This window comes from Selenomonas sp. CM52 (assembly GCF_000292955.1).
GTDB lineage: Bacteria > Bacillota > Negativicutes > Selenomonadales > Selenomonadaceae > Selenomonas.
Genome location: NZ_ALNM01000021.1, coordinates 1 through 25,889, shown reverse-complemented (window position 1 = coordinate 25,889; position 25,889 = coordinate 1). Strand labels below are relative to the sequence as shown.

Annotated in this window: 18 protein-coding genes; 16 read left to right on the top strand and 2 right to left on the bottom strand. The window is 58.3% G+C overall.

Annotated features, from left to right (window positions below):
• The first annotated feature begins 156 nt into the window (after positions 1-156).
• The 3 genes from HMPREF1153_RS05260 (at position 157) to HMPREF1153_RS05250 (ending at position 3,216) form a co-directional block, all read left to right on the top strand.
• Positions 157-1,467, top strand: a complete 1,311-nt coding sequence (locus tag HMPREF1153_RS05260) for an NAD(P)/FAD-dependent oxidoreductase (RefSeq protein ID WP_009645905.1) — start codon at positions 157-159, stop codon at positions 1,465-1,467.
• Between the two features lie 2 nt (positions 1,468-1,469).
• Positions 1,470-2,948 carry a GDSL-type esterase/lipase family protein gene (locus tag HMPREF1153_RS05255; protein ID WP_232208207.1) on the top strand — a complete coding sequence of 493 codons (1,479 nt, stop codon included), beginning with the start codon at positions 1,470-1,472 and terminating at the stop codon, positions 2,946-2,948.
• A 163-nt stretch (positions 2,949-3,111) separates the two neighbouring features.
• The gene (locus HMPREF1153_RS05250) at positions 3,112-3,216 is read left to right on the top strand and encodes a nitrate reductase (protein WP_232208205.1); all 105 of its coding nucleotides are present in this window, start codon (positions 3,112-3,114) and stop codon (positions 3,214-3,216) included.
• 172 nt (positions 3,217-3,388) lie between these two features.
• Here HMPREF1153_RS05250 and HMPREF1153_RS05245 read toward each other — a convergent pair whose 3' ends face one another.
• The gene (locus HMPREF1153_RS05245; RefSeq protein WP_009645893.1) at positions 3,389-4,018 is read right to left on the bottom strand and encodes a YigZ family protein; all 630 of its coding nucleotides are present in this window, start codon (positions 4,016-4,018) and stop codon (positions 3,389-3,391) included.
• 276 nt (positions 4,019-4,294) lie between these two features.
• Here HMPREF1153_RS05245 and HMPREF1153_RS05240 point away from each other — a divergent pair, with 276 nt between their 5' ends.
• Complete coding sequence (locus tag HMPREF1153_RS05240; RefSeq protein WP_037369940.1) at positions 4,295-5,659, top strand: amino acid permease; 1,365 nt, start codon at positions 4,295-4,297, stop codon at positions 5,657-5,659.
• Positions 5,660-5,713: 54 nt separating this feature from the next.
• Here the strand turns inward: HMPREF1153_RS05240 and HMPREF1153_RS05235 are convergent, their stop codons facing one another.
• Positions 5,714-6,370 carry a hypothetical protein gene (locus tag HMPREF1153_RS05235; protein WP_009645895.1) on the bottom strand — a complete coding sequence of 219 codons (657 nt, stop codon included), beginning with the start codon at positions 6,368-6,370 and terminating at the stop codon, positions 5,714-5,716.
• A gap of 481 nt (positions 6,371-6,851) precedes the next feature.
• Here HMPREF1153_RS05235 and HMPREF1153_RS05230 point away from each other — a divergent pair, with 481 nt between their 5' ends.
• The 12 genes from HMPREF1153_RS05230 (at position 6,852) to HMPREF1153_RS05175 (ending at position 25,869) form a co-directional block, all read left to right on the top strand.
• The gene (locus HMPREF1153_RS05230) at positions 6,852-7,862 is read left to right on the top strand and encodes a class I SAM-dependent methyltransferase (protein WP_232208203.1); all 1,011 of its coding nucleotides are present in this window, start codon (positions 6,852-6,854) and stop codon (positions 7,860-7,862) included.
• Positions 7,863-7,872: 10 nt separating this feature from the next.
• Entirely contained in the window at positions 7,873-9,588 is a 1,716-nt protein-coding gene (locus HMPREF1153_RS05225; RefSeq protein WP_009645899.1) for an ABC transporter ATP-binding protein/permease, read from the top strand.
• Between the two features lie 51 nt (positions 9,589-9,639).
• Positions 9,640-10,215, top strand: a complete 576-nt coding sequence (locus tag HMPREF1153_RS05220) for an N-acetylmuramoyl-L-alanine amidase (RefSeq protein WP_037369936.1) — start codon at positions 9,640-9,642, stop codon at positions 10,213-10,215.
• 9 nt (positions 10,216-10,224) lie between these two features.
• A complete protein-coding gene (locus HMPREF1153_RS05215; RefSeq protein ID WP_009645904.1) occupies positions 10,225-10,521 on the top strand; it encodes a hypothetical protein in 297 nt (98 codons plus the stop codon).
• 243 nt (positions 10,522-10,764) lie between these two features.
• Positions 10,765-11,919 (top strand): glucose-1-phosphate adenylyltransferase, encoded by a 1,155-nt coding sequence (locus tag HMPREF1153_RS05210; RefSeq protein ID WP_009645888.1) that lies wholly within the window; start codon positions 10,765-10,767, stop codon positions 11,917-11,919.
• A gap of 40 nt (positions 11,920-11,959) precedes the next feature.
• On the top strand, positions 11,960-13,066 hold the full coding sequence (glgD, locus tag HMPREF1153_RS05205; protein ID WP_009645892.1) for a glucose-1-phosphate adenylyltransferase subunit GlgD: 1,107 nt from the start codon (positions 11,960-11,962) through the stop codon (positions 13,064-13,066).
• A gap of 251 nt (positions 13,067-13,317) precedes the next feature.
• Complete coding sequence (locus HMPREF1153_RS05200; protein WP_009645898.1) at positions 13,318-15,756, top strand: glycogen/starch/alpha-glucan phosphorylase; 2,439 nt, start codon at positions 13,318-13,320, stop codon at positions 15,754-15,756.
• A gap of 224 nt (positions 15,757-15,980) precedes the next feature.
• A complete protein-coding gene (gene glgB, locus HMPREF1153_RS05195; RefSeq protein WP_037369934.1) occupies positions 15,981-18,257 on the top strand; it encodes a 1,4-alpha-glucan branching protein GlgB in 2,277 nt (758 codons plus the stop codon).
• A 132-nt stretch (positions 18,258-18,389) separates the two neighbouring features.
• Positions 18,390-19,826, top strand: coding sequence for a glycogen synthase GlgA (glgA, locus tag HMPREF1153_RS05190; RefSeq protein WP_009645903.1), 1,437 nt, complete (start codon positions 18,390-18,392; stop codon positions 19,824-19,826).
• Positions 19,827-19,996: 170 nt separating this feature from the next.
• On the top strand, positions 19,997-23,446 hold the full coding sequence (gene malQ / locus HMPREF1153_RS05185; protein ID WP_009645901.1) for a 4-alpha-glucanotransferase: 3,450 nt from the start codon (positions 19,997-19,999) through the stop codon (positions 23,444-23,446).
• Between the two features lie 74 nt (positions 23,447-23,520).
• Entirely contained in the window at positions 23,521-24,243 is a 723-nt protein-coding gene (locus tag HMPREF1153_RS05180) for a DUF2225 domain-containing protein (protein WP_009645889.1), read from the top strand.
• A gap of 18 nt (positions 24,244-24,261) precedes the next feature.
• Positions 24,262-25,869, top strand: a complete 1,608-nt coding sequence (locus tag HMPREF1153_RS05175; RefSeq protein ID WP_009645890.1) for a DUF4127 family protein — start codon at positions 24,262-24,264, stop codon at positions 25,867-25,869.
• Positions 25,870-25,889: the final 20 nt, after the last annotated feature.

Genomic DNA, 25,889 nt, shown 5'->3' with positions numbered 1-25,889 from the left:
CGGCATGAGCCTCCGCGTCGCTTTTTTCTATATATCAAATTTATATGTTAATAAGTTTTTCTGGCGCGAAACGAATGATGGCTGCCGAAGAGCCGATGCACTTTCGCGCCGCTGCCAAGTCGGGGAGTTTCCCGCACCCAGGAAGGGAGAAAGAACATGAGCAAGAAAACACGCATCGTCGTCGTCGGCGCAGGATTCGGCGGAGTCAAGGTCGTACGCGAACTGGCAAAGGATAAGAGCCTTGACATCACGATCGTCGATCGCCGCAACTTCCATCTTTTTCAGCCGCTGCTCTATCAGCTCGCGACGTCACTTCTTTCGACCGATGAGATCGCCTATCCGATCCGCGCGTTCTTCCGCCATAACAAAAACGTCGATCTCTTCATGGCGAAGCTTCGCGGTCTCGACAAGGAGCGCAAGGTCGTCATCACGAATCACGGTGAGATTCCCTACGATTATCTGGTTCTCGCGGCGGGCGCGACGACGAATTTCTTCGGCATGGAGAGCGTCGAGGAGCATTCCTTCCCGATGAAGACCTTGCAGGAGGCGCTGCACATCCGCAATCATGTCATCCACATGTTCGAGCGCGCCAACAAGATCGAGCATAATGAGGAGGAGCGCCGCCGCATGCTGAACTTCGTCGTCGTCGGCGGCGGCCCGACGGGCGTCGAACTCGCAGGCTCTCTGGCCGAGGTCATCAACCTCATCATGAAGGACGAGTATCACAATCTTTCGCCCGATGAGATCAGCGTCAAGCTCGTCGAGGCGACGGGCGGGCTTCTGCCTATGATGCCGCCCGATCTGCAGCAGGAAACGGTGCGCGTCTTGGAGAAGAAAGGTATCGACGTCATGCTCAATACGCAGGTCGCAGGCTGCGACAAGAACAGCCTGATCTTGAAGGATGGACGGGTCATTCCGACGAATACGGTCATTTGGGCGGCGGGCGTCAAGGCGGTGCCGATCATCAGTAAGCTCGGCTTCGCGTGCGACCGCGCAGGACGCGTCATCGTCAACGAGAAGCTGCAGGTCGAGGGCGAGCGCGACATCTTCGCCATCGGCGACTGCGCCTCCTTCTGCCACGGCACGGAGCGCCCGTTGGCGACGGTCGCGCCCGTCGCGACGCAGGGCGGTGCCGTCGCTGCGCGCAATATCAAGCGACTGATCGCGGGCGATGAGAACTTGGAGACGTTCCACTACAAGGATCAGGGCGCGATGGCGACGATCGGCAGGACGGAGGCCGTCGTCAATATGAACGGCACGAAGATGAAGGGCTTCATCGCCTGGGTCGTCTGGATGTTCGTCCACCTCCTGCGTCTCGCGGGCGCACATACGAATACGACGGTGCTCTTAAAGTGGACATGGAATCTTTTGTCGGGCACGCGTCTTGGCCGCATCATCACGAATATGCAATACGACGAGTCGCGCGAGCTTCGGCCGATGCCGCTCGATCCGGAGGAGAAGGGTTGAACTTGCAGAAAAACTATCATTGCTATTGGAAAAAAAGTGCCGCCGCCTTGGCTTTGTGCCTTGCGGCGGCGGCACTTTCGCCGCAGGGAGCGGAGCGCGCGGAAGCTGCGGCGACCTTGGGCGAAGCGCACATGACGGCGTATGCCGCGACGAAGGACCGTACGATCGTGCTGGAGCGCGATGCGGCGCAGAAGGAGGCGGGCGCTCCCATGGAGGAGGATGCGAATGCAAAGAATGAACGTATGGACGAGAGGGCGGCGGCAGGCGCAAAGCCGCCGATGTCCGTGAATCCTGAGGGGAAGGAGGTGGTGCGCAAGCTGCCGAAGAAGCTGCGCTTCTTGTGGCAGCCCGTCGCCGACGCCGTGCGCTACGAGTTCGTCATCGAGGAGGGCACGGGGGAGAAAGCGAAGGTCGTCTACCGCGACACGCATGTGTTCAACAACGGTGTGGAAATCGCGCTCGCAGGACGCGGCTGGCTCGATGCGAACCACTATTGGCGCGTGCGTGCGCTCGATTACGACGGCAACGCACGCTCGGCTTTTACGCCGCCTGCCGCCGTCGAGCTGGCCGAGATGGATCCGGCGGCGCCGCATCCGACGAGCGAATTCCAGAAGATGGACTATGTGCCGCTCTATCCGACGTACTCGTGGATTCCTGTGCAGGGGGCTGCTGAGTACGAGGTCTCCGTTTGGAAGCGAGGCAAGACGGAGCCCGCGCTCCTGCACATGCTTTACGCGACCGACCTCACCTGTTACGATACCTACGGTTTCACGACGCCCGGCAATTACTACTGGAAGGTGCGTGCCCTTGACGCTGCACGCCAGCCCATCAGCGGCTGGTCGGAGAACGTGCCGTTCGAGGTTAAGTCTCCCGTCGCTGTCGCCGCGCTCGGCGACAGCATCACGCACGGCGGCGGCGCCATCGTCTACGGCCCTGACCGCGCAATCTACGATTGGGAAACGTACGCGGCATTTCCCATTAAGAACCTCGGCTACTCAGGCGATACCGTCGAGGCGATGGAAGCGCGTTTCGAACGCGACGTGCTGCCGTTTCGCCCGAAGATCCTCGTCATCATGGGAGGCGTGAACAACTATCGCGTGGGCGGCAGGGCGACGGATATCATCGCCGTGCTCGCACGCATCCGCGACAAGTGCACGGCGCACGGCATCACGCCTGTCTTCTCTACGGTCACTTCGCTCAATCCCGCGAAGATTGCGAAGCTGCAGTATGCGCAGAATCCGCCCGCCAACTGGAGCGACGAGCAGGCGGCGCTCAACCGCTGGATCTTGTCGCAGCCCTACTGCGTCGACATCACGACGGTTCTCTCCGATGAGCGAGGGCAGCTTGAGGATATTTACACAACCGACGGCCTGCATCCCGACAGCGCGGCGAAGCGCTTCATCGGCGAGACGATCAGCAACTACCTGCGTGCGAGGTTTCCGCAGGTGGTCGAGCCGATTTTGCGCGAGCCGAGAGTGTGAAGAAGGGAGTTTCCAGAATAAGAGCTGCCCGCGTTGTCCGCACGGGCGGCTCTTATTCTGTCTGAATCCTGTGGTAGGCAAAGTTTGTGGAATGTTGCTCTGAACTATGCTATACTTTATGCGTTGCCGCCTCCAGACTGGCACGGGAAGGAGGGTATCGGTGATGTTAGGTACATTTATTCTCTCCATCTTGGCTGGTGTAATTGCCAATCACATTAGCAAATGGCTCGATGAGAGGGAGAACGACGGCGACGAGCCTAGGGAGTAAGCCCACCTGCAATAAGGGAATAGAAAATCCCCCAAGCTGCAATCTTGGGGGATTTTCGCGTATCGGTTATGATACTAGGTACATTTGCCAGTCACAGTATAGCATACTTTACTGTTTTCATGCAAGTCGAATATAGTGGCTTTGCCCTGCTCTCCGGCAGGTTTTGCGTTTTTTAGACCGTCGCCTTGCCCCAGACCGTGCCGCGTTCCTCAAAGATGGCTCTGCCCGCAGTGAGGTCTGTCAGAGCCGCCTGAACGGGAGCGAGCTGTCGCTCTTCCAACAGCAGCAGCAAGGTGACCTTTTCCTCGTAAATCGCATCCTCCGTGCGAAGATCCTCCTGCCGCACGAAGTTTTCGACGAGTGCGAGAAGCGTGTAGTCGACCGTCACGGCGAGACGCGTAAGCTGCAGGCTGCGCACGAGGGAAGAGGCTTCGAGCGCGAGGTGTGCGGCGTGGCCGTAGGCGCGGATGAGGCCGCCCGCGCCGAGTTTGATGCCACCGAAGTAGCGCGTGACGACGACGACGGTATCGACGAGGCCGCGCTTCTTGATCGCTTCCAAGATGGGATTGCCCGAGGTGCCGCCCGGCTCGCCGTCGTCGTTCGACTTCTGCCTTTCGCCGCCTGCGCCGAGCACCCAGGCGCTCGGATTGTGGCGTGCGTCGTAATACTTCTTCTTGCAGGAAAGCAGGAAGGCGCGCGCTTCCTCTTCCGTTGCCGCGTGAGCGGCTTCGGCGATGAAGCGAGATCGCTGAATCTCATATTCGGCTGTGCCGCCCGTTTCGATCGTCGTGAAATTTTCCATGTGCTTTCTGATCTTCCTTATGATTTAATTCCGCAACGTTCGTTGTGGATGCGTATGCGTCTACTATATACTATATATAGTAACACATCTCCCAGTGAAAAACGAGAGGGCTCGGAGTGGTAAAAATTCTTGCGATTCTCAGAAATATTCGCTTGGCATTTCCCTGCGTTTGGTGTAGTATTGTCCTTAAGCTGTATTCGTGCAGAGGGTTTCTCTAGGGGGTTTTAACTTCATCATACGGAAGGTTGTGTTATCAAGGCCATGAATGGGACGCAGATGAACAGAGGGTTGAAGAACAGGCATGTGCAGATGATTTCGCTCGGCGGGGTCATTGGCAGCGGCTATTTTCTCGGCACGGGGTATGTGCTGGAAAAGGCAGGGCCGGCGGCGATCCTGGCGTATCTTTTGGGTGGGGTCATCGTGCTCTGCGTCATGCTCTCCTTGGCGGAGCTGGCGGTTGCCAAGCCTGTTTCGGGTTCTTTCGTTGCCTATGCGCGAGAGAACATCTCTTCGACGTGGGCGTGCGGCGTGGGCTGGGCATACTGGCTCAACTGGATGGCGTATGTGCCGTCCGAGATGATCGCCGCGGGCATCATCATGAACAATTTCGTGCCCGAAGTCAGCCAACTGTGGTGGGCTGTGTTCTTCGGCCTCGTCGTGACCGTGCTGAACCTCTTTCGCGTCGACAAGTTCGGCGAGAGCGAGTTCTGGCTGTCCCTTGTGAAGATCCTGGCCTTGGTTGCCTTCAGTGTCGTGGCGGCGCTCATCTGTCTTGGCCTTTTCGGCGGAGAGGGATTTATCGGCACGCGCATCCTCCTTTCGAGCGGCGGATTCACACCGAACGGCTGGTGGGCGATCGTCCTGACGATGGTCATCATCCTCGTGAATTTCCAAGGTACGGAGATCATCGGCCTTGCGGCGGGCGAGTGCAAAGAGCCGGAAAAGAGCATCCCCATCGCCGTGCGCAACGTTACATGGCGCATCATCGCGCTCTACATCGTCCCGATCTCCCTCCTGATCTCCATTCTGCCGTGGGAAGAGGCGAGCATCTCCGAAAGCGTCTTTGCGGCGGCGCTCGCCGCGCACGGCCTCGACTCCTTGGCGGCCGCGCTCGCCTTCGTCGTTCTGACGGCCGCCGTGTCGTGCTCGAACTCGGGTCTCTATTCGAGTGCGCGGGCGCTCTATTCGCTCGCACGCATGGACATGGCGCCGGCCTTTCTCGCCCAGATCAACAGCAAGGGCGTGCCGCGCAATTCCATCCTCATGTCGGTTTCGGCGTGCTGGCTCGTCATCTTGCTCTACACGTTTGATCCCGATTCGGCGGTCTATACGTATCTTCTCGCGGTGTCGGGCTGCACGGGGGCGATCGCGTGGATCTCGATCTGCTGGAGCCAGTACCGCTTCCGCCGCCGCCTCATCGCCGAGGGATTGGAGCATACCCTGCGCTACAAGACGCCGTTCTTTCCTTACGTGACGCTCTTTGGCATCTGGGCGCAGGTCTTCTGCCTCGTTGTGCTCGCTTTCACACCCGACCTGCGGCAGGCATTCTACATGGGCGTGCCGATGCTCGTCGTGCCGATGCTCTGGCACAGGCTGCGCAGCCTATACCGCGCACGCGTCGCAGCGGCGAGAAATGGCTGAATGAAATAAAATGGGAGCTTCGCATACGTCCTTGACGTATGCGAAGCTCCCATTTTATTCGTCCTTTTCCGGCGAAATCGTGAGATTTTCGCGCAGTGCGCTGATTTCTTCGGCGAGGAAGAGGCCTGGCGGCGATTCGCGGATCATCGTGTCCTCCAGGATACGGCTCTGCTCGGCGGGATCGCGCGTGAGGAGCTGCGCGGGGTCTGCGGCGTTCTTCGTGCGACTGATTGCCTGCTGCTGCGCTTCGGCGTAGGCGAGCGTCTTCTGCCGCACGGCGGCGCAGAGATCGTAGTTGATGCCGCTGAGTGCGAGCGGCGGGATGTGTGCGTCGACGGCGTCACGCGTGTGTTTGGCATCCTCGGCGAGCTGCGTGAGACGCACATAGGCCGTCTGGATGTCGATCGCGCCCTCCTTGAAGCTCTCGAGGATGTTGTGGTACTGCTGCCAGTTGTAGTCGAGCTGCGTGATGTTCTTCTTGTGCTCGTCGTACCAGGCGGTGAAGATTTCCTGCTGCTGATGAATCTCGCTGCGCTCCTCCTCCGTCATCTTGGGCGCGGGCGGTGGCGGGAAGCTCCAGAACGCCGCCGCTCCCGCTAAGAGGAGCGTGAGGGAGAAGAGAGCCCAGATCTTTCGGTTGGGAAGCCAGCGGTAGAGCAGCACGAGGGATAGGAAGATGAGAGCGAGCAGGATGTATTTGTATGATGGCATAGGTTTTTTCCTTTCGCGGAGGGAGGAGCAGCAGACAAAACTTTCCTCCATTGTAACATAAGGAAGTCCTTGCGTGAAGCGATGAAAGCCGTTATACTGAAACAGTGTGGACGTGAGAAAGATTCGCGCGGAAAGGTGGAAGCGCATGCTGACGATCGTTATGCTTTTGACGGGGGATGTGCAGGAAGCGCGCATGGTGCGGGCATACCTGCAGGAAAATTATTCGGGAGAGGAATACGAGCGCATCCTTGTCTACTGCGGCGAGAATGCGGAGGCCGTGACTTTTTTGGATCAAGATCCTTCTGCGGTGCTCTTCGACGGCAGGGGAGCAGGTATAGCGGCTTCATGCAACGCGGCGCTTCAATATGCGAGCGGACGGGAAATTTTGTTTTCAGCAGCGCCCTACGTCCTTGTGCGGCCGGCACTCCGCGCTATGCAGCGGGCAGCGGGCGTCATTGATGGCATCTCTCTCGTTGTGCCGATGTTGAAGGATCCTTGGGGATTGGATCGGGTGCAGGCGCTGGCCGCAGACCGGTGTGCTCCTTATCAAGATGCAGAGGGGTTGCTCCGCTTTTCCGAAGATTTATCCGTGAATTTGGACGTTTTGCCTGTTTCGGTTTCCCTGGATTTCTGCTTCTTGACGCAGCGCCAAACTCTGCTGGACATGGGAGGCTTCTCGGAGGAGTTTCGTACGACTCCGTTCCTCATGCTTGATTTCTGCCTGCGTTTTTGGCAGGCAGATCGGCCTTGTATTGCAGCGTGCGGGGCGTTTGCCCATGAAAATGCTTTTGAATTGTTCTATGATGCACAAGATGATGCGAGATTTACACAAAAGTATGGCTTGAGTTATTCGTATTCTTTCATACCGCGCACGGAACTCTTGGAGCATATGGACCTCCAAAAAGATGGACTCAATGTGCTTGAAGTTGGTTGTGCCTGCGGGGCAACGCTCCTTGCTATTCGCAATGCGAATCCTAAGGCGGAAGTCTATGGCATTGAATTTGATAAAAAAGCGGCGGAGATGGCACGCCACTTTGCCGTCGTTGAGGCGCTCAATGTGGAGAAGCTGGATCGACCTGCGTGGTATGAGAAGTTTGACTACATCATCTTGGGCGATGTTATTGAGCATCTGCGAGAACCTTGGCAGACGATGAAAAATCTTGCCGCAGTTTTGAAGCCCGGCGGATGTGTCATCATCAGTGTTCCAAATATCATGCATTTCTCTGTCTTCCGCATGATGTTGAAAGGCCGCTGGCAGTACGAGGAAGCAGGAATCCTCGATCGCACGCATCTTCGTTTTTTCACGCGCACGGAGATTGTTGCGCTTTTGCAGGAGGCCGGTCTTGAACTGCAGGAGGTTTTTGATTCAAAGATTGCAGAAAGCGAACAAGATCAGGCCTTTATCGCGCAGCTTGCCACCCTTTTGCCGCCGGATGTCGATGCGAAAGAGCTGCATGCTTTTCAATGGAAGGTCGTAGCAAAGAAGAGATAGGGGAGAGTTTGTGGAGAAGAAGAGCGTCTGGCGCATCTGCCGCGCGATCGTTCGCGGCTATTGGTTTTCCGAGGAGAAGTGGAAGGCGCGAGGGCTTCTCGCCGTCGTCATCGCGCTGAATTTCGTTGCGGTCGGCATGCTCGTCCTGATCAACGATTGGTACAACGAGTTCTACAACGCTTTGCAGGCTTACGAGTACGAGCTTTTCTGGCCGCTCGTCGGCAAGTTCGCTTTTCTCGCCTTCGTGCATATCGCCGTCGCCGTCTACGCCATCTATCTGCGGCAGATGTTGCAGATCAAATGGCGCACATGGCTCACGGATCGCTACCTCGCACGCTGGATGGAGAACCGCGCCTATTACAAGCTCGAAACGCTCGTCGAGGGCACGGACAATCCCGACCAGCGAATATCGGAGGACATCGGGCAGTTCGTCGAGCTGACGCTCACACTCTCCGTGGGCTTCTTGAAGCAGCTGACGACGCTCGCGGCGTTTGCCGTCGTCTTGTGGAATCTGTCAGGCGTTTTGACCGTTCCTGTCGGCAGCTGGGAGTTCCACATCTACGGCTACATGCTGTGGTTCTCGCTCATCTACTCCGTCTTGGGCACGGTCGGCGCGCACCGTGTCGGCAGGAAGCTCATCGGGCTGAACTTCGAGAAGCAGCGCTTCGAGGCAGACTTCCGCTTCAGCATGATGCGCGTGCGCGAAAACAGCGAGAGCGTCGCCTTCTACGGCGGCGAGACGCAGGAGGTGCGCGGCTTTTCCGAGCGCTTCGCGCGCGTCATCGGCAACTTCCGCGAACTCATGCGTCAGACGAAGATCCTGAACTTCTACATCAACGGCTACGCGCAGCTCGCGATCATCGTGCCTCTCGTCATGGCGGCGCCGCGCTACTTCGGCGGGGAGATGGCCTTGGGCGGACTCATGCAGACGATTTCGGCCTTTGGCAAGGTGCAGGACGCGCTTTCCTACTTCGTCGAGGCATACGGCTCGATTGCCGAGTATGCGGCTGTCGTGCGTCGACTGAGCGGCTTCACGGCGCACATGGAAGAGGTCGATGCCAAGGAGAGCGCTGTCACGCTTTCGACGTCTTCAGGCGGTCTCGAAGTGGAAGAACTTTGCGTCTCCCTGCCCGACGGCACGGAACTTTTGCAAGGTTGCTCGTTTTCGCTTGCACCGGGCGAAGCGCTTCTCGTCACGGGCGCGTCGGGCGCGGGCAAGTCGACGCTTCTTCGCGCTCTTGCGGGGCTTTGGCCGTTCGCGCATGGCCGCGCGGCGTTCCCAGCGAATGAAAAGCGGCTCTTCCTTTCACAGCGCCCTTATCTGCCGCTCGGCACGCTGGCGCGTGCCGTTGCTTATCCTTTGACGGCGCAAGGGCCGCGCGAGGAGATGGAGCGTGCCCTGCGGCTCGTCGGCATGGGAGCCTTTCTTCCGCGGCTCGACGAGACTGCCGATTGGAGCCACATCCTTTCGCTTGGCGAGCAGCAGCGCATCGCCTTTGCACGCATCCTGCTCGTGCGCCCCGCGTGGGCGTTCCTCGACGAGGCGACGAGTGCGCTCGACGAGGCGCGCGAGCAGGAAATGTATGAAATGCTCGCGCACGAGCTGCCCGAGATGGGCATCGTGAGCGTCGGGCATCGCTCGACGCTTCGAGAGCAGCACGAAAGGGAACTTCATCTCGATGGGGCGGGCGGCTTTTCAACGCGCGTGCTCACGGAATCAGCATGAACGAAAAATGAACCAAGAGTGAACCAGAAACAGAAAGCGGGTATCTCCTATATGAATCGCAGAAATTTCCTCAAAAATGCCGTCCTTCTTGCCGCAGGCGCCTATGTCGCGCCGAGTCTCCTCGTGCCCGAGGAGGCGAAGGCAGCCATCTCGAACGGCGTGCATGTCGTGGAGACGAATCTGACGTTCTTGGAGCTCGACAAGCGAAGCTTCACGGACAGCATCATCCTGCACCATATCGGCGACACGGATCGCGAGGTGTCGGCAGCGACGATTCACCAGTGGCATCTGCAGAACGGTTGGTCGGGCATCGGCTATCACTTCGTCGTGCACAAGAACGGCATCATCGAGCGCGGGCGTCCGCTCGACGCCGTTGGCGCGCATTGCTGGCACCACAACGCGACGTCGATCGGCATCAACCTTGTCGGCAATTTCGAGCAGGCAGAACCGACGACCGTGCAGCTTGATTCCGCCATGCGACTCATCGCGGAACTTTCGCATCGCTACAAGCTAAAGCCTGGCGAGGGTACGGTCTTTGGCCATCGCGATTTCAACTCGACGCTCTGCCCGGGCAAGAACCTCTATGCGAAGCTCTCGGGGCTTTGTGCGAGCGCTTCGCGCCTGTAGGAGGACGACATGAGCGAATCGTATCATTATCGGCGAATCCCGAAGCCGCCACCAGAGGTGAAGGCGCAGGAAAAGACGCGCGGACGAAACACGAAGCGCAACCTCACGCTCGTCATCCTCGGACTTGGCTACTCACTCTACACGCATGATGTGCCGCTTCTCATCGCTGCGGTCTCCATTCTGCTCTTCTTTTTGCAGCCGCTCGCGGAAAAGTACCTCGGGAGTTTCGGCAAGGCGACATCAGGCTTCTTGCGGGGCATCGGCATAGCGCTCTTCATCGGGGCGATCGCCATGCTTTTTCTTTGACGGGCGGCGTGCGGCCGCCCTTTTTATGTGCTGCGTTCCGTGGACAAGCGTTTGAAAAAACGAGAAAAAAACATTTTCCGCGGCTATTACAGCAGGAAATCTTCGTGTTTTGTGGAATAGATATAAAAACGTAAGAAAATACGAAAGAGCAAGACATTCGTTTCCTCCGCATGGGCGGAAAAGCGCGATGGTTAGCAAGGTGAAATATGGGCGCGGCAAGTTGCGCCCCGGGGAGGGATTTTTATGAGAAAAACAGAGTATCTGGCCATGATCTTGGCGGGTGGGCAGGGAAGTCGCCTGGGCGCCTTGACGAAGAAGATCGCAAAGCCCGCCGTACCGTTTGGCGGCAAGTACCGCATCATTGATTTTCCCTTGAGCAACTGCGCCAATTCCGGCATCGACAAGGTCGGCGTCCTCACGCAGTACCGTCCGCTGGAGCTTCACAACTATCTCGGCACGGGAAGCGCGTGGGATCTCGACAAGAAGGACGGCGGCGTCTTCATTCTGCCGCCCTATGCGCGCGAGAAGGGCGCCGACTGGTATCAGGGAACGGCGGACGCCATCTATCAGAACATCAACTTCATCGACATCGTCGATCCCGACTATGTGCTAATCCTTTCGGGCGACCATATCTACACGATGGATTACTCGTGGATGCTTGAGGCGCACAAGGGGCACAAGGCGGAAGCGACGATCGGCGTCATCGAGGTGCCGTGGGAAGAGGCACCTCGCTTCGGCATCATGAACGCCGACAAGGATGGGCGCATCATCGAGTTTGAGGAGAAGCCGTCCGAACCGAAGTCGAACCTCGCCTCGATGGGCATTTACATCTTCAACCGCAAGTTTCTGCAGCAGTACCTGGAAGAGGATGCGAAGGACACCATGTCGAGCCACGACTTCGGTAAGAACATCATCCCGAAGATGCTCGCCGACAAAGCGCGTCTCTTCACCTACGCCTTCGACGGCTATTGGAAGGATGTCGGCACGATCGAGAGCCTGTGGCAGGCGAACATGGATCTTTTGCAGGACGAGCCGCCCTTTGCCCTCGACGGCAATTGGCGCATCTATTCGTCCAATCCGTCGCTGCCGCCGCACTACATTGGGCGCGAGGCGCATGTGAGCCGCTCGATGGTGAGCGAAGGCTCGATGGTCTTCGGCGAGGTGAAGAACTCCGTGATCTTCCAGGGCGTTCGCATCGGCAAGGGCGCACGCGTCACGAATTCGGTCATCATGCCGTTCGCGAAGATCGAGGACGGTGCCGTCGTCGATCATGCAATCCTCGCACAGGGGGCGACGATTGCAGCCGGCGCTAAGGTCGAGGGCGAGGAAGGCGCGATCGCCGTCATTCCCGAGAATGAGGTCATAACAGCAGAGGCCGGAAGCAAGCAGGCGGGCTGAGACACTTGCAGCAAGATTTCGAGGAACGGAGTGAAGCATTGTGAACACGGTCATGGGACTCATCAACCTGCAGGAAGACAGCGGGCGCATCAAGGAGCTGACCGAAAGACGGCCCATCGGCTCCATGCCGTTTGCAGGGCGCTACCGCGTCATTGACTTCGCACTTTCGAGCATGGTCAACTCCGGTATCAGCCATGTCGGCATCGTGCTGCCTGAGCAGTCTCGTTCCGTCATGGATCACCTGCGCTCGGGCAAGGACTGGGATCTCGCGAGGCGTCACGAGGGTATGTTCTATCTGCCGCCCGCAAAGGGCGACAAGGACACGCGTCCCGGCGACCTCAAGACCTTCTATCAGAACATCGACTTCGTCGAGCACAGCGCACAGAAGTATGTGCTTCTCGCAAACGCGAGCTACATCTACAATATGAATTTCGCGCCTGTGTTGCGTTTCCATCAGAATACGAATGCGGATATCACAATGGTCTACAACATTGCCAAAGAAGAGGTGTCGGATGAAAGTGTCGTCATCGAGACGGCGGAGAACGGCCTCATCGAGGACATCGCCATGAAGCCTGTTGTCTATCAAGGCTCGAAGGTGTCGAACGGAGCGCTGCTCATGGAGAAGCGCATCTTCGTCGACATGGTGCGCTCGACATACGAGCACGGCGGCACGGATCTCGTGCTCGACGGTATCATCCGCCGCGCTGACCACTACACGATGTACGGCTGTATGCACGAGGGCTATACGGCGTGTGTCGCCTCGACCGCCTCGTACTACCGTGCAAACATGGAGGCGCTCGAACCTGCGAATTGGGACGAGCTCTTTATGCAGAACGGCTTCATCTTCACGAAGTCGAAGGACGGTGTACCCGTGCAGTACAAAGAATCCGCGCACGTCCAGAACTCGCTCGTTGCCAACGGCTGCGTCGTCTACGGTGAGGTCGAGAACAGCATCCTGTTCCGCGGCGTGACGGTGGGCGAGGGCGTCAAGATCCGGAATTCCATCATCATGGAGAAGTGCGACCTTGAGGATGACGCGCTTGTCGAAAATGTGATCTGCGACAAGAACGTCGTGATCACGAAGGGACGCTGGCTCAAGGGGGCGCCAAACTACCCGCTGATCGTCAGTAAGAATGCCGTAGTCTAATAGAAGGGTGCGCCAGCGGCGCGCCCGCAAGGAAGCCGCTCCTGGGCGCTTGCCTCGTGGAAAAGGTGGGGCGCACGGGGCGGCTTTTCGTCAATGAAATCATGAAGCAAGAAGAGCAAGAAAGCAGTCTGCATTTCGTCCGCGTCTCTGTGCGTCGAAGCGCTCGGGGGAGTTTCACTGCGCGGTGATCCGTTTTGTGAAAGGCGTGTAGATCCAAGTGGCTGCCAATGTAAGTTAGGAGGACTGATCTCATGGCAAACAAGAGGAATGAGCTGGGGCTGGCAAAGGAAGGTTTGAAACAAAGGTTTCTGGCTACGGCGCATATCCTGTGGGGCAGCGATTTCGCCGACCTCACGTCGCATGAGGTTTATGCGACCATTGCTGCCGTCGTGAAACAGTACATCAGCGAGAACTGGGTCAAGACGAACAAGGCGTACACGAAGCGTCGCGACAAGCAGGTTTACTACTTTTCAATCGAATTCTTGCTCGGGCGGCTCATGCGTTCGAATCTCGTCAACTTGGGTGAAATGGAGCTTTTCTCCGACGCCTTGGAAGAGCTTGGCGTCGATTTGGATCAGGTTTTCCCAGAGGAGCCGGACGCGGGTCTTGGCAACGGTGGTCTCGGACGTCTCGCAGCCTGCTTCATCGACTCGATGGCCTCTTTGGGGCTTCCCGGGCACGGCTGCAGCATACGCTATCAGTACGGACTCTTCGAGCAGAAGATCATCAAGGGAAACCAGGTCGAGATTCCCGACAACTGGCTCGGCAATGGCTTTGAGTGGGAGTATCGCAAGGCGGACAAGGCGGTCAACGTCAAGTTCAATGGCAATGCCTACATGAAGGAGGAGGACGGCAGCCTCTCTCTTGTACACGAAGACTACCTGACGGTCATGGCTATTCCTTACGACGTGCCGATCGTCGGCTTCCGCAACAATACGGTCAATACGCTGCGCCTGTGGAACGCCGAAGTCAACCGCGATTTTTCCGACTATGGAACAATGACGCACGAGCAGATCCAGGCGAAGAAGGAATACCGCAACTTCGTCGAGAGCATCACGGAGTACCTGTACCCCGACGACAGCTCCTACGAAGGGCGCCGCCTGCGCCTCATCCAGGAGTACTTCTTCGTGTCGGCGGGCGTGCAGAGCATCGTGCGCCACTACCTGCTCGCGGGCATGAACATCAAGGATTTCGCGAAGAAGATCGCCATTCACATCAACGATACGCATCCGGCGGTCGCCGTCGCTGAGCTCATGCGCATCCTTGTCGATGAAGAGAGGATGGACTGGGACGAGGCGTGGGAGATCACGCGCGAGACGATGGCGTACACAAACCATACGATCATGCCGGAAGCCTTGGAGAAGTGGCCGATCGACATGTTCCGCCCGCTTCTGCCGCGCATCTACATGATCGTCGAGGAGATCAACCGCCGCCACATCGAGGAGGTGCGCAGGCGCTTCCCGAACGACGAGCAGATGGTGCGCGAGCTTTCCATCATCGAGGACGGGCAGGTGCACATGGCGCGGCTCGCCATTGTCGGCAGCCACAGCGTCAACGGCGTCGCAGCGATCCATACGGACATCCTGAAGAAAGACACGTTGAAGTTCTTCAACCGTTACTATCCGACGAAGTTCAACAACAAGACGAACGGCATCACGCATCGCCGCTGGCTCATCGGCGCGAATCCTGAGCTGACCGCGCTCATCGACGAGACGATCGGTGACGCATGGCAGAAGGCGCCCGATCAGCTCTCTCACCTCAACGATCATGTGACGGACAAAGCGTTTTTGGCGGAACTTTCGAAGATCAAGCGCCTCCGAAAGGTCGATCTTTCCGACTATATCCACATGCATGGTGGTATCCTCGTCGATCCTGACATGATCTTTGATGTTCAAGTCAAGCGCATCCATTCGTACAAGCGCCAGATCATGAACATCCTGCATATCATGTATCTCTACCATGAGCTGAAGACGAACAAGCGCTTCCGCATTCCGCCGACGGCGCGCTTCTTCGGCGGCAAGGCGGCGCCCGGCTACTACATCGCGAAGGAGACGATCCGCCTGATCAACGCCGTCGCCGACAAGGTCAACAACGACAAGGCGGTCAGCGACATGCTCAAGGTCGTCTTCATCGAGAACTTCGGCGTTTCTATCGGCGAGATCGTCTATCCGGCAGCCGACATCTCTGAGCAGATTTCGACGGCTTCGAAAGAAGCCTCAGGCACGGGCAACATGAAGTTCATGATGAACGGTGCTCTGACGCTCGGCACGCTCGACGGCGCGAACGTTGAGATCAGCCAGGCGGTTGGCCGCGAGCACTGCGAGATCTTCGGCCTTCGTGCAGAGGAGGTTCTGAATTACTACGCGACGGGCAGTTACAAGGCGTGGGACGAGTACAACACGAATCCCGCCGTGCGCCTCGTCGTCTCGCAGCTCGTCGACGGCACCTACGGTGACTTCCACTCGCTGCGCGATTACCTGATTCAGGGCAACGACGAGTTCTTCGTGTTGAAGGATTTCGGCGCGTACGACAGGGCGCACAAGAACATGAACCGCAAGTACGAGGATCAGGCTGCGTGGCTCAAGTCGTCGGCGATCAACATCGCCAACTCGGGCGTATTTTCTTCGGATCGCACGATCAAGGAGTACGCGGACGACATCTGGCATGTGAAGCCGGCGATCATCGTCTGACGGAAGGCCGGTTTGCTGCCCCTTGCGCGAAGCCGCAGGGGCGGCGGTCGAATATCGCATCTGGTCAGTAAGCTGCAAAGCAAGCCGCAGGCCCGGACAGCGGGAGTGTCTTCCCGCATCGAAGCGAGGGCTGACGGAAGTGCGGAAGAATGCAGCGTCGCATCTTGACGCATGCGCGTTTTCTCCGCGTTTCCTAGAGTTTTTCTAAGCTGGGAGGAATTTTTGTGAACGTATCTGCTTTGAGTGAGTTCGATTTATTCTTATACCACCAAGGGACCAACTACCACGCTTACGAGATGCTCGGCGCCCACTTCGTGGAGAAGGACGGCAGGAAGGGCGTGCGCTTTTCCGTCTGGGCGCCTCATGCGAAGTCCGTGAGCGTCGTCGGCGACTTCAACAATTGGGACACGCGCACGCACACGATGGAAAAGATCGGCGACGGTGAGATCTGGGTGACGTTCATCGAGGGGCTCGAAGAAGGCGAGGTCTACAAGTATGCGATCGAGCCGCAGTGGGGCGGCCCGCACATCATGAAGGCCGATCCTTACGGCTTCTATGCGGAGAAGAAGCCCAATACGGCGTCGCGCCTCTACGACTTGAGCAAATATCAGTGGAACGATGCCGCCTGGCAGGAGCGCAAGAAGACGCATCCGTCGTACTCCAACCCCATGCTGACGTACGAGGTTCATCTAGGCTCGTGGCGGCGCACGCTTGAAGGCGGCTATCTGTCGTATCGCGAGCTTGCCGATCAGCTCGTCGGCTACGCGAAGAAGATGAACTATACGCACATCGAAATCATGCCGCTCTGCGAGCATCCGTTTGACGGATCGTGGGGCTATCAGGCGACGGGGTACTACGCGGTCACGAGCCGCTACGGTGAGCCGGATGACTTCCGTTACTTCGTCGACACGGCGCACGCGAACGGCATCGCCGTCATCATGGACTGGGTGCCCGGACACTTCTGCAAGGACGAGCAGGGACTTCGCCACTTCGACGGCATGACGCTCTACGAATCGGACAACGAACAGCGCGCCGAGAACTGGGAGTGGGGCACGACGAACTTCGATTACGGCCGGACGGAGGTACAGAGCTTTCTCATCTCGAACGCCATGTTCTGGTTCGAAGAGTACCACATCGACGGCCTGCGTATCGACGCCGTCGCCAACATGCTCTACCTGAACTACGGCAGGAAGGACGGCGAGTGGCAGCCGAACAAGTACGGCGACACGGGAAATCTGGAAGCCATGGACTTCATCAAGAAGCTCAACGAGGCGATCTTCAAGTTCCATCCCGACGCTTTGATGATCGCCGAGGAGTCGACGGCATGGCCTCTGATCTCGAAGCCCGTCTACATGGGCGGCATGGGATTCAACTACAAGTGGAATATGGGCTGGATGAACGACATGCTCTCGTACATGAGCCTCGACCCCATCTACCGCAAGTGGAATCAGGACAAGGTCACGTTCTCCTTTATGTATGCCTTCAGCGAGAACTTCGTGCTGCCCCTGTCGCACGACGAGGTCGTGCACGGCAAGTGCTCGCTCGTGAGCAAGATGCCCGGTGACTACTGGCAGAAATTCGCGGGACTGCGCGGCTTCTTCGGCTATTGGATGGCGCATCCGGGCAAGAAGCTCCTCTTCATGGGCGGCGAGTTCGCGCAGTTCATCGAGTGGAATTACGACGACAGCCTCGATTGGCACCTCGTCGAGGAGTACCCGATGCACACGAAGATGCTCGAATACTCGCGCGCCTTGAACAAGTTCTACAAGGAAAACCGCCCGTTCTGGGAAGTTGACTTCGACTGGAACGGCTTCGAGTGGATCGACTGCAACGACAGCGAGAACTCCATCATCACGTTCGTCCGAAAGGCCGACAATGACGCGGATTTCCTCGTCGTCCTCTGCAACTTCACGCCCGAGGTGCGACATGACTACCGCATCGGCGTGCCGAAGAAGGGCGAATACCGCGAGGTCTTCAACAGCGACGCCGAGGAGTTCGGCGGCTCGGGCGTGAAAAACGAGGGCGATCTTCATACGGAGGACGTCCCCTGGCATGACCGCGAGCAGTCGCTTGTCATCACGGTGCCGCCGATGGCCACGATCTATCTGAGGCACAAGGATACGCTCCCTTTTGTCAAACGCTCCACGCCTGAAGAGGAGACGGAAGTCCTCGTCGTCAAGGGCGCGGAGAAGAAGAAGGAAAAAGAGCCGAAGAAGCCGGCGGCGGAGGTGAGCGATTCGGCGCAGAAAGAAGCGCCGCAGGCAGAGCAGTCGCCCCGCGAAGCGGCAGAGGGGGAGAAGGCGCACGAAGAGAAGGCGGCGTCTTCCAAAACCGAGACGGTGAAGAAGCCGTCTGTTGCCTCGCAGAAGAAGCCGAAGGGCGGCGAGGCAAAAAAGACTGCCGCCAAGGCTCGTCCGCGCAAGACAGAGACGGCGAAGGGCGCGAAGAAGTCGGCGAAACCGCCGAAGAAGAGCAGCAAGAAGAAAGCGGCTGCCCAATGATCGTGGGGAAATGACAGCTTCGTCCGCCTTGGGGAAGGCGCGAGCCTTCCGAGGCGGGTGCGGGCGATATAGAAGATGGTGCGCTGCGGGGCAGGGGCTGGAAGCCCCGCAGAAGAGAAGGGGGTTCATATCATGCGGGTACTTTATGTTGCTGCTGAAGCGGTGCCGTTCGCCAAGACCGGGGGTCTGGCGGACGTTGCGGGATCTCTCCCGAAGGAACTCGTCAAGCAGGGCGTTGACATCCGCGTCGTCATGCCGAAGTTCGGCAAGATCTCAGCGGAATACATCGACAAGATGGAACATCTTTACGACGGCACGCTGAATGTCGCATGGCGTGACAAGTTCGTCGGCGTTGACCGACTCGTCATGGATGGCGTGACCTACTACTTCATTGACAATGAAGAATACTTTTACCGCGAGGGCTTCTACGGCTACGATGACGATGCGGAGCGCTTCTCCTTCTTCGCGCGCGCTGTCCTGAATCTCCTGGAAGCGATGGATTTCTGGCCCGACATCATCCATGCGAACGACTGGCACGCGGGACTCGTTCCCGTGCTCTTGAAGCTTGAGCACATGGGGGATGCGCGCTACGAGAGGATCCGCACGATCTACACGATCCACAACCTCAAGTATCAGGGCGTCTTTCCGAAGAACGTCATGCAGGATGTCTTAGGACTTGACTGGAAGTATTTCACGAACGGCGATCTGGAATTCTACGATGCCGTCAACTTCATGAAGGGCGGCCTGACCTACGCCGACTATATCTCGACGGTGTCGCGCACCTACGCCGAGGAGATCCAGTACGAATACTTCGGCGAGATGCTTGACGGACTTCTTAGGAAGAGGAGCGCGGACATCTACGGCATCGTTAACGGACTCGACTACGACGTCTACAACCCGGCGACGGACAAGGCGATCTACGAGACGTTCGACATCACGTCCATCGACCGCAAGATCGACAACAAGGTCGCGCTGCAGAAGCAGCTCGGGCTGCCCGTAAATCGCCAGATCCCGATGGTCGCGCTTGTCTCGCGCCTCGTGCCGCCCAAGGGGCTCGATCTCATCGTGCGCGTCATGGATGAGATCCTGCAGCACGAGAACATTCAGTTCGTCGTCCTCGGCACAGGCGACAAGGTCTATGAGGATTGGTTCAAGGGTCTCGCGTGGCGTTTCCCGAGCAAGGTTTCGGCGAACATCCGCTTCTCGAACGAGCTTGCGCAGCGCATCTATGCGGGCGCGACCGTCTTCCTCATGCCGTCGAACTACGAGCCGTGCGGCATCGGCCAGCTCATCGCCATGCGCTACGGCACGATTCCCGTCGTGCGCGAGACGGGCGGACTCAAGGACACGGTCACGCAGTTCAGCAACAAGACGGGCGAGGGCACGGGCTACCTCTTTAGCAACTACAACGCGCACGAAATGATGTACGCCGTCAAGCGCGCCATCCGCGAATGCAGTACGCTCGAAATCTGGCAGAAGATTGTCAAGAACGCCATGCAGGCGGACTTCAGCTGGAAGAAATCGGCGGGAGAGTACAAGGCGCTCTATGAGAAATTATTGGCGAAGTGAGATTTGGCAAAGCCCAACGCTTGCGTTGGGCTTTCTTGCCTTTCTCGCCTATTAATTTTCTGCGAAGAAAAGACGAAACAAAGTAGAGAAGGGGAAGAGGGAAGTGCGTTTCTATCGGTGCCTTCCTAGCGGATTTCCCTGCTTTTTCGAAGAATTTAGGAGGCGATATTATGGCGCAACGAGAAGCGGAGCACAACTCGCAAGATGTGTTTTACCGCTCGCCCGTGGGACCCGCCGAGGCATCATCCTCCGTCCAACTCGGCATTCGCATCCGGACGCAGGACGAAGTATCGAAGGTCATTCTGCGCCTTTGGCGAGAAGGCGCGGGGGAAAGGCTCATCGAGCTGGAGGCGAAGTCGGCGGAAGGCGTCCAGGACCGCTTTTATGTCGCGCGCATCGATTTGCCCGATACCGGCTGCCTGCTATGGTATTACTTCATCGTTGTCACGAGTTCCGGCACATGGTATTATGGCAACAACAACGAGCATCTGGGCGGCATGGGCGGCATTTACGACAACGCGCCGCCGTCTTTCCAGATCACCGTGTTCAACAAGGGTGCGAAGACCCCAGACTGGGCGAAGCACGCCGTCATGTACCAGATCTTCCCCGATCGCTTCTGCCGCGAGGGCGATGCGATCATCGAGAAGAAGGGCGCCGTCGTGCACGCGCACTGGGGCGACCAGCCTTGCTACTACAAGGATGTCGATACCAGGGAAATCGTGCAGTACGATTTCTTCGGCGGCAATATCAAGGGGCTGAAGTCAAAGCTTCCCTACCTGAGGGAGCTTGGCATTTCCGTCATCTATCTCAATCCCGTTTTCGAGTCGCCGAGCAATCATCACTACGATACGGGCGACTACCACAAGATCGATCCGATCTTCGGCACGAACGAGGAGTTTCAAGAACTCGTGAAGGCGGCGAAGGCCGAGGGCATCCGCATCGTCCTCGATGGCGTATTCAGCCATACGGGAAGCGACAGCATCTACTTCAACCGCGAGGGCAATTACGATAGCCTCGGCGCGTTTCAGTCGCAGGAGTCGCCTTACTACAGCTGGTACAACTTCCATAAGTATCCTTACGAATACGACAGCTGGTGGGGCTTTTCCACGCTGCCGAACGTGACGGAGACGACACCGTCCTACATGGACTTCGTGATCCGCGACGAGAACAGCGTGCTGCACCATTGGACGAAGACGGGCATCGGTGGCTGGCGTCTCGACGTCGTCGACGAACTGCCCGCGAAGTTCACGCAAACGTTCTATCGTGAACTCAAGGCGACGAACCCCGATGCGATCCTCATCGGCGAGGTCTGGGAGGACGCGTCGAACAAGATCAGCTACGGCGTGCCGCGCGAGTACCTTTGCGGCCAGGAGATCGACTCGGCGATGAACTATCCGTTCCGCAAGACGGTTTTGGACTTCCTGCTCAACTACGTTGACGGACGCCAGGCGATGCGCCTTTTGGAGAGCCTCCGAGAAAACTACCCGAAGGAAAACTTTTATGTAATGATGAACCTCATCGGCAGCCACGATGTCGAGCGAGCGATCACGCTCTTGGGTGAGGCGCCGTTCTACGACGGCATGCCGGCGATCCATCAGTCGCGCTTCAAACTCGATGCCGAGCACTACAAGCTCGGCACGGATCGGCTGCGCCTCGCAGCGCTTCTGCAGATGACGTATCCGGGAATGCCGTGCATCTACTACGGCGACGAGATTGGCATGCAGGGCTTCCGCGATCCGTACAACCGCAGCCCGTACGCATGGGAGAATCCTGACATCTCCGTGCGCGACTGGTACAAGAAGCTCATCCGCCTGCGAAACGAGCATACGGCGCTTCAAACGGGCGACCTCCTGCCGCTCGCGGGCGAGGGCAACATCCTCGCCTATGCGCGCACGATCCGAAGCGGCACGGACGAGTTCGGCGCACCTGCGAAGAACGAAGCCTTCGTCGTCGTCATCAACCGCAGTCGTACGCAGGAGGAGAAGGTCATGCTCAATGTCGGCGATTTCCTGCAGGGAACGCTGCAGGAAGCCCTCGAAGGGGAGGAACGCGTGCAGGTTCAGCGCGGCGTCCTGACCGTGAAGCTCCCGCCCCTTTCGGCGCGCATCTACGAGGCCGTGCAGGAGGAAAGGCGCTTCCCGCGCGAAGCGGGCATCCTGCTTCATCCGACGTCCCTGCCGTCGAAGTACGGCATCGGCGATCTTGGCGGCGACGCTTATCGCTTCGTCGATTTCCTCGCCGCTGCCGGTCAGAAGGTCTGGCAGGTTCTGCCGCTGTGCCCCGTCAGCGATTTCGGCTATTCGCCTTATCAATCGCCGTCGGCGTTCGCGGGCAATCCCATGCTCATTTCGCTCGACATGCTCATCGATGACGGACTGCTCGCGGCGCGTGACGTGAAGACGGCGGCCGACAGCGCGACCGCTTTTATCGATTATGAGCGGGCGTGGGCGTTCAAGAAGAAGCATTTGGAGCGTGCGTGGAAGAACTTCCAGAAACAGGGAGAAAGCGACGCTTTCCGGGATTTCTGCGAAAAGGAGGCGGCATGGCTTGATGACTACGCGCTCTTCGAGGCCTTGAAGACTGAGAACAAGAAAGCGCCGTGGTTCGAGTGGAAGCCCGAGCTGAAAGAGCGACAGAACGCCGCTCTTCGTGCGGCGCGAGAGCGCCTGGCGGACGAGATCGGCTGCCAGAAGTTCTGGCAGTATCTGTTTGACAAAGAGTGGAAGCACCTGCACGAGTACGCGCACAAAAAGGGCGTCAAAATCATGGGCGACATGCCCATCTTCGTCTCGCACGACAGCGTCGACGTCTGGGCGAACCAAAACTTGTTCTCGCTCAACGAGGACGGCACGGCGAAGACGGTCGCGGGTGTGCCGCCCGACTACTTCAGCGCGACGGGACAGCTGTGGGGCAACCCACAGTACGACTGGACGGCGATGAAGGAAGACGGCTACGGCTGGTGGAAGGCTCGCTTTCGGAAGCTTTGCTCGCTCGTCGACATCGTGCGCCTCGATCACTTCCGCGGCTTCGAGGCGTATTGGGAGATCGACGGCAAGGCGAAGACAGCGGTCAATGGCTGCTGGCGCAAGGGTCCCGGCAAGGCATTCTTCGAAGAGATGGAGAATTCGGTCGAGAACCTTTCCATCGTCGCCGAGGATCTTGGCATCATCACCAACGAAGTCGAGAAACTGCGCGACGACTGCGGCTATCCGGGCATGAAGGTTTTGCATTTCTGCCTGAACTTCAACGAGATGCGCCGCGTCGGAATCGCCGTGCCCGAAAACTCCATCGTCTACACGGGCACGCACGATAACAATACGACGGTCGGCTGGTTCACGCAGGATCTCGACGCCCCCGAGCGGGCGGCGGTAGCGGAGCTTCTGAACGCACGTATCGACCGGCCGAAGGACATCTGCGATAAGCTCGTCGAGTTTGCCTATGCGTCGAACGCGCGTCTCGTCATCATCCCCATGCAGGATGTACGCGCCCTCGACAGCCGCAGCCGCATGAACGTGCCCGGCACCGTCGGCATCAACTGGCGCTGGCGGCTCAAGGACTTCGCGCATGCCGAAGAGGACGCGAAGCGTCTTAGGGGCTTATGCGAGCTGTACGAAAGGTAGCGTATGCAATGGGACGGCGGAAAAGATCCGCCACCCCTGCAGATATATGATTACAGCAAAGGAGATCTGATACAATGGCTGAAAAGGATTATCTCTATGTGGTGAAGAAGCCCTGCCCGATCTGCAGCATGGAAACGCGTGCGACGAAGGTGCGCTCGCGCCTTATTACCGAGACGGTCGACAACGACCTCTGCACGCACTACAAGGACATCAATCCTTACTACTACCGCATCTGGGTCTGTGAGCACTGCGGCTACGCCGAGGACGAGCGCCACTTCCTGAACGGCGTCGCACCGAAGGCGAAGAAGGAGATTCAGGACTTCCTCGCCGGGCATCATGGGACGAGCGAGTTCAAGGAGCAGCGCACGCGCGACGACGCCATCAAGGCGCTGAAGCTCGCGATCTTCTACACGAAGTTCACGACGGAGACATTCGCCCACAAGGCGGGGCTGAACCTCACGCTCGCATGGATTTACCGTGAGGCAGGCGACAAGGAGAACGAGGAGAAGTTCCTCGCGGAAGCCGGCAAGCTCTACATCGAGTCGCGCTCGCGCGAGGTTTTCCCGCAAGGACAGATGACGGAAGCCGACTGCATCTACCTGATCGGTGCGATCCATTTCCGCCTCGGCGACTACGATACGGCTGGCCGGTATCTGTCGATGCTTATGCACAATAAGGAGCTTGAGACGAAGGAGCGCGTGACTGTCGACCGCGCGAAGGATCTGTGGTCAGATATGCGCGACAAGATGAAGGAAGAGCGTGCCGAGACGTCAGACGATGCGGCTCCCGCAGAGTGAAAAGAAGGGAAGTGCAAATTGCAGAAAACGTATAAGATCTTAGCGCTTTTGCTCGCGCTCGCCTTCCTCGTTCTGCCTGCCGCTGAAGCGGGCAAGAAGGACAAGGCAGAGGAGATGTCGCGCCAGAAGCGTATTATGTTCATTCCGCACGACAACCGTCCGATTTCGGACAAGCAGACGGCGGACGTTGTGCGCGAACTTGGCTACGAGGTCATCGTGCCGCCCGACGACATGCTCGGCAGCCGCACCGACCTCGGGCATCCCGAGGAGCTTTGGACTTGGGCGGAGGAAAATGCGTCCGGGGTTAGTGCCGCCGTCATCTCGTCGGACTCGATGCTCTACGGCAGTCTCGTAGGCTCAAGGAAGCACGACTGCACGCGTGGTGAAATCGTGGCGCGTCTCAAGAACTTCGAGGACTTCCGCGCAGCGCATCCCGCGCTGCCGCTCTACGTCTTCGGCTCGATCATGCGCACGCCGCGTTCGGGCGAGGCGTCGGGCTCGGAAGAGCCGGGCTATTACAAGAACTACGGCGCGGACATCTTTCGCTACACGCTCCTGACGGACAAGCAGGAAGTCGAAGGCTTGACATCCAGGGAAAAGAAGGAATATGCCTTCTTGAAGGAGCTGATTCCTGAAAAGTCCATGGAAGACTGGATGAGCCGCCGCACGAAGAACTTTGCGGCGAATGAAAAGCTCATCGACTATACGAAGAGCGGCGTCTTTGACTACTTCGTGCTCGGGCGCGACGACAATGCGCCGTATTCGCAGACGCACATGGAAGGCCGGAAGCTCCTCGCCTACAGCGCAGGACTCGGCTCCTCGAAGTTTCAGACGATGTCGGGCATCGATGAGATCGGCCTTCTCCTGCTCTCGCGTGCCGTCAACAATATCGAGCACAAGATGCCCTTCATCCACGTTCGTTACAACAAGGGCACGGGTGGGCGCACCGTGCCCGCCTACTCCGACGAGCATATTCAGGACTCGGTGCGTGCCGCCGCCACGGCGGCGGGCGCCGTCCTCATTCAGCGCCCTGAGAAGTCGGAGTACGTCCTGCTCGTCAATACGAATCCCAACGGCAAGACGTATGAAGCGAACGACCGCACGAACGACGGCAAGGTGCGCGACGGCACGCAGTACTTCCTCGACCTGCTCAAGGACTACATCGCCAAAGGTTATCCCGTCGGCATCGCCGACGTCGCCTATGCGAACGGCGCGGACAACGCACTCATGGAAGGTCTGAAGCGCGAGGATCTGCTGTTCAAGCTGCGCGCTTACGCCGGTTGGAATACCCCGACGAACAGCACGGGCTTTGCCGTCGCTGAGGGGCTTCTTGCCGAGCGCATGACGGACGACGCGCGGGACAGCCTGCTGCTCACGCGCTACCTCGACGATTGGGCGTATCAGGCAAACGTCCGCAACAAGATCGCGCGTCAGCTCGGCTGGCTGCGCGGCAGCGGCGTCTACATGAGTCTCGACGACAAGATCCTCGGCGTTCAGTACCGCGCCGACCGCATGATGCGCGAGTTCGCCGATAACAATCTGCCGCCCCTGCCCGCACTGCGCGAGATAAAGGTCAACTTCCCATGGAATCGCATGTTCGAAGCCGACATCGTGACGGCACAGTGATGTAAGAAAAGCGTATAAAA

Excerpts from the sequence above, each read along its gene's own strand:
- HMPREF1153_RS05245 (WP_009645893.1), bottom strand. The coding sequence starts at position 4,018 with ATGGAAAATTTCACGACGATCGAAACGGGCGGCACAGCCGAATATGAG.
- glgA (WP_009645903.1), top strand. The coding sequence starts at position 18,390 with ATGCGGGTACTTTATGTTGCTGCTGAAGCGGTGCCGTTCGCCAAGACC.
- HMPREF1153_RS05230 (WP_232208203.1), top strand. The coding sequence starts at position 6,852 with ATGTTGAAGGATCCTTGGGGATTGGATCGGGTGCAGGCGCTGGCCGCA.
- HMPREF1153_RS05260 (WP_009645905.1), top strand. The coding sequence starts at position 157 with ATGAGCAAGAAAACACGCATCGTCGTCGTCGGCGCAGGATTCGGCGGA.
- HMPREF1153_RS05180 (WP_009645889.1), top strand. The coding sequence starts at position 23,521 with ATGGCTGAAAAGGATTATCTCTATGTGGTGAAGAAGCCCTGCCCGATC.
- HMPREF1153_RS05215 (WP_009645904.1), top strand. The coding sequence starts at position 10,225 with ATGAGCGAATCGTATCATTATCGGCGAATCCCGAAGCCGCCACCAGAG.
- malQ (WP_009645901.1), top strand. The coding sequence starts at position 19,997 with ATGGCGCAACGAGAAGCGGAGCACAACTCGCAAGATGTGTTTTACCGC.
- HMPREF1153_RS05210 (WP_009645888.1), top strand. The coding sequence starts at position 10,765 with ATGAGAAAAACAGAGTATCTGGCCATGATCTTGGCGGGTGGGCAGGGA.
- HMPREF1153_RS05200 (WP_009645898.1), top strand. The coding sequence starts at position 13,318 with ATGGCAAACAAGAGGAATGAGCTGGGGCTGGCAAAGGAAGGTTTGAAA.
- HMPREF1153_RS05240 (WP_037369940.1), top strand. The coding sequence starts at position 4,295 with ATGAACAGAGGGTTGAAGAACAGGCATGTGCAGATGATTTCGCTCGGC.
- HMPREF1153_RS05220 (WP_037369936.1), top strand. The coding sequence starts at position 9,640 with ATGAATCGCAGAAATTTCCTCAAAAATGCCGTCCTTCTTGCCGCAGGC.
- HMPREF1153_RS05250 (WP_232208205.1), top strand. The coding sequence starts at position 3,112 with ATGTTAGGTACATTTATTCTCTCCATCTTGGCTGGTGTAATTGCCAAT.
- HMPREF1153_RS05235 (WP_009645895.1), bottom strand. The coding sequence starts at position 6,370 with ATGCCATCATACAAATACATCCTGCTCGCTCTCATCTTCCTATCCCTC.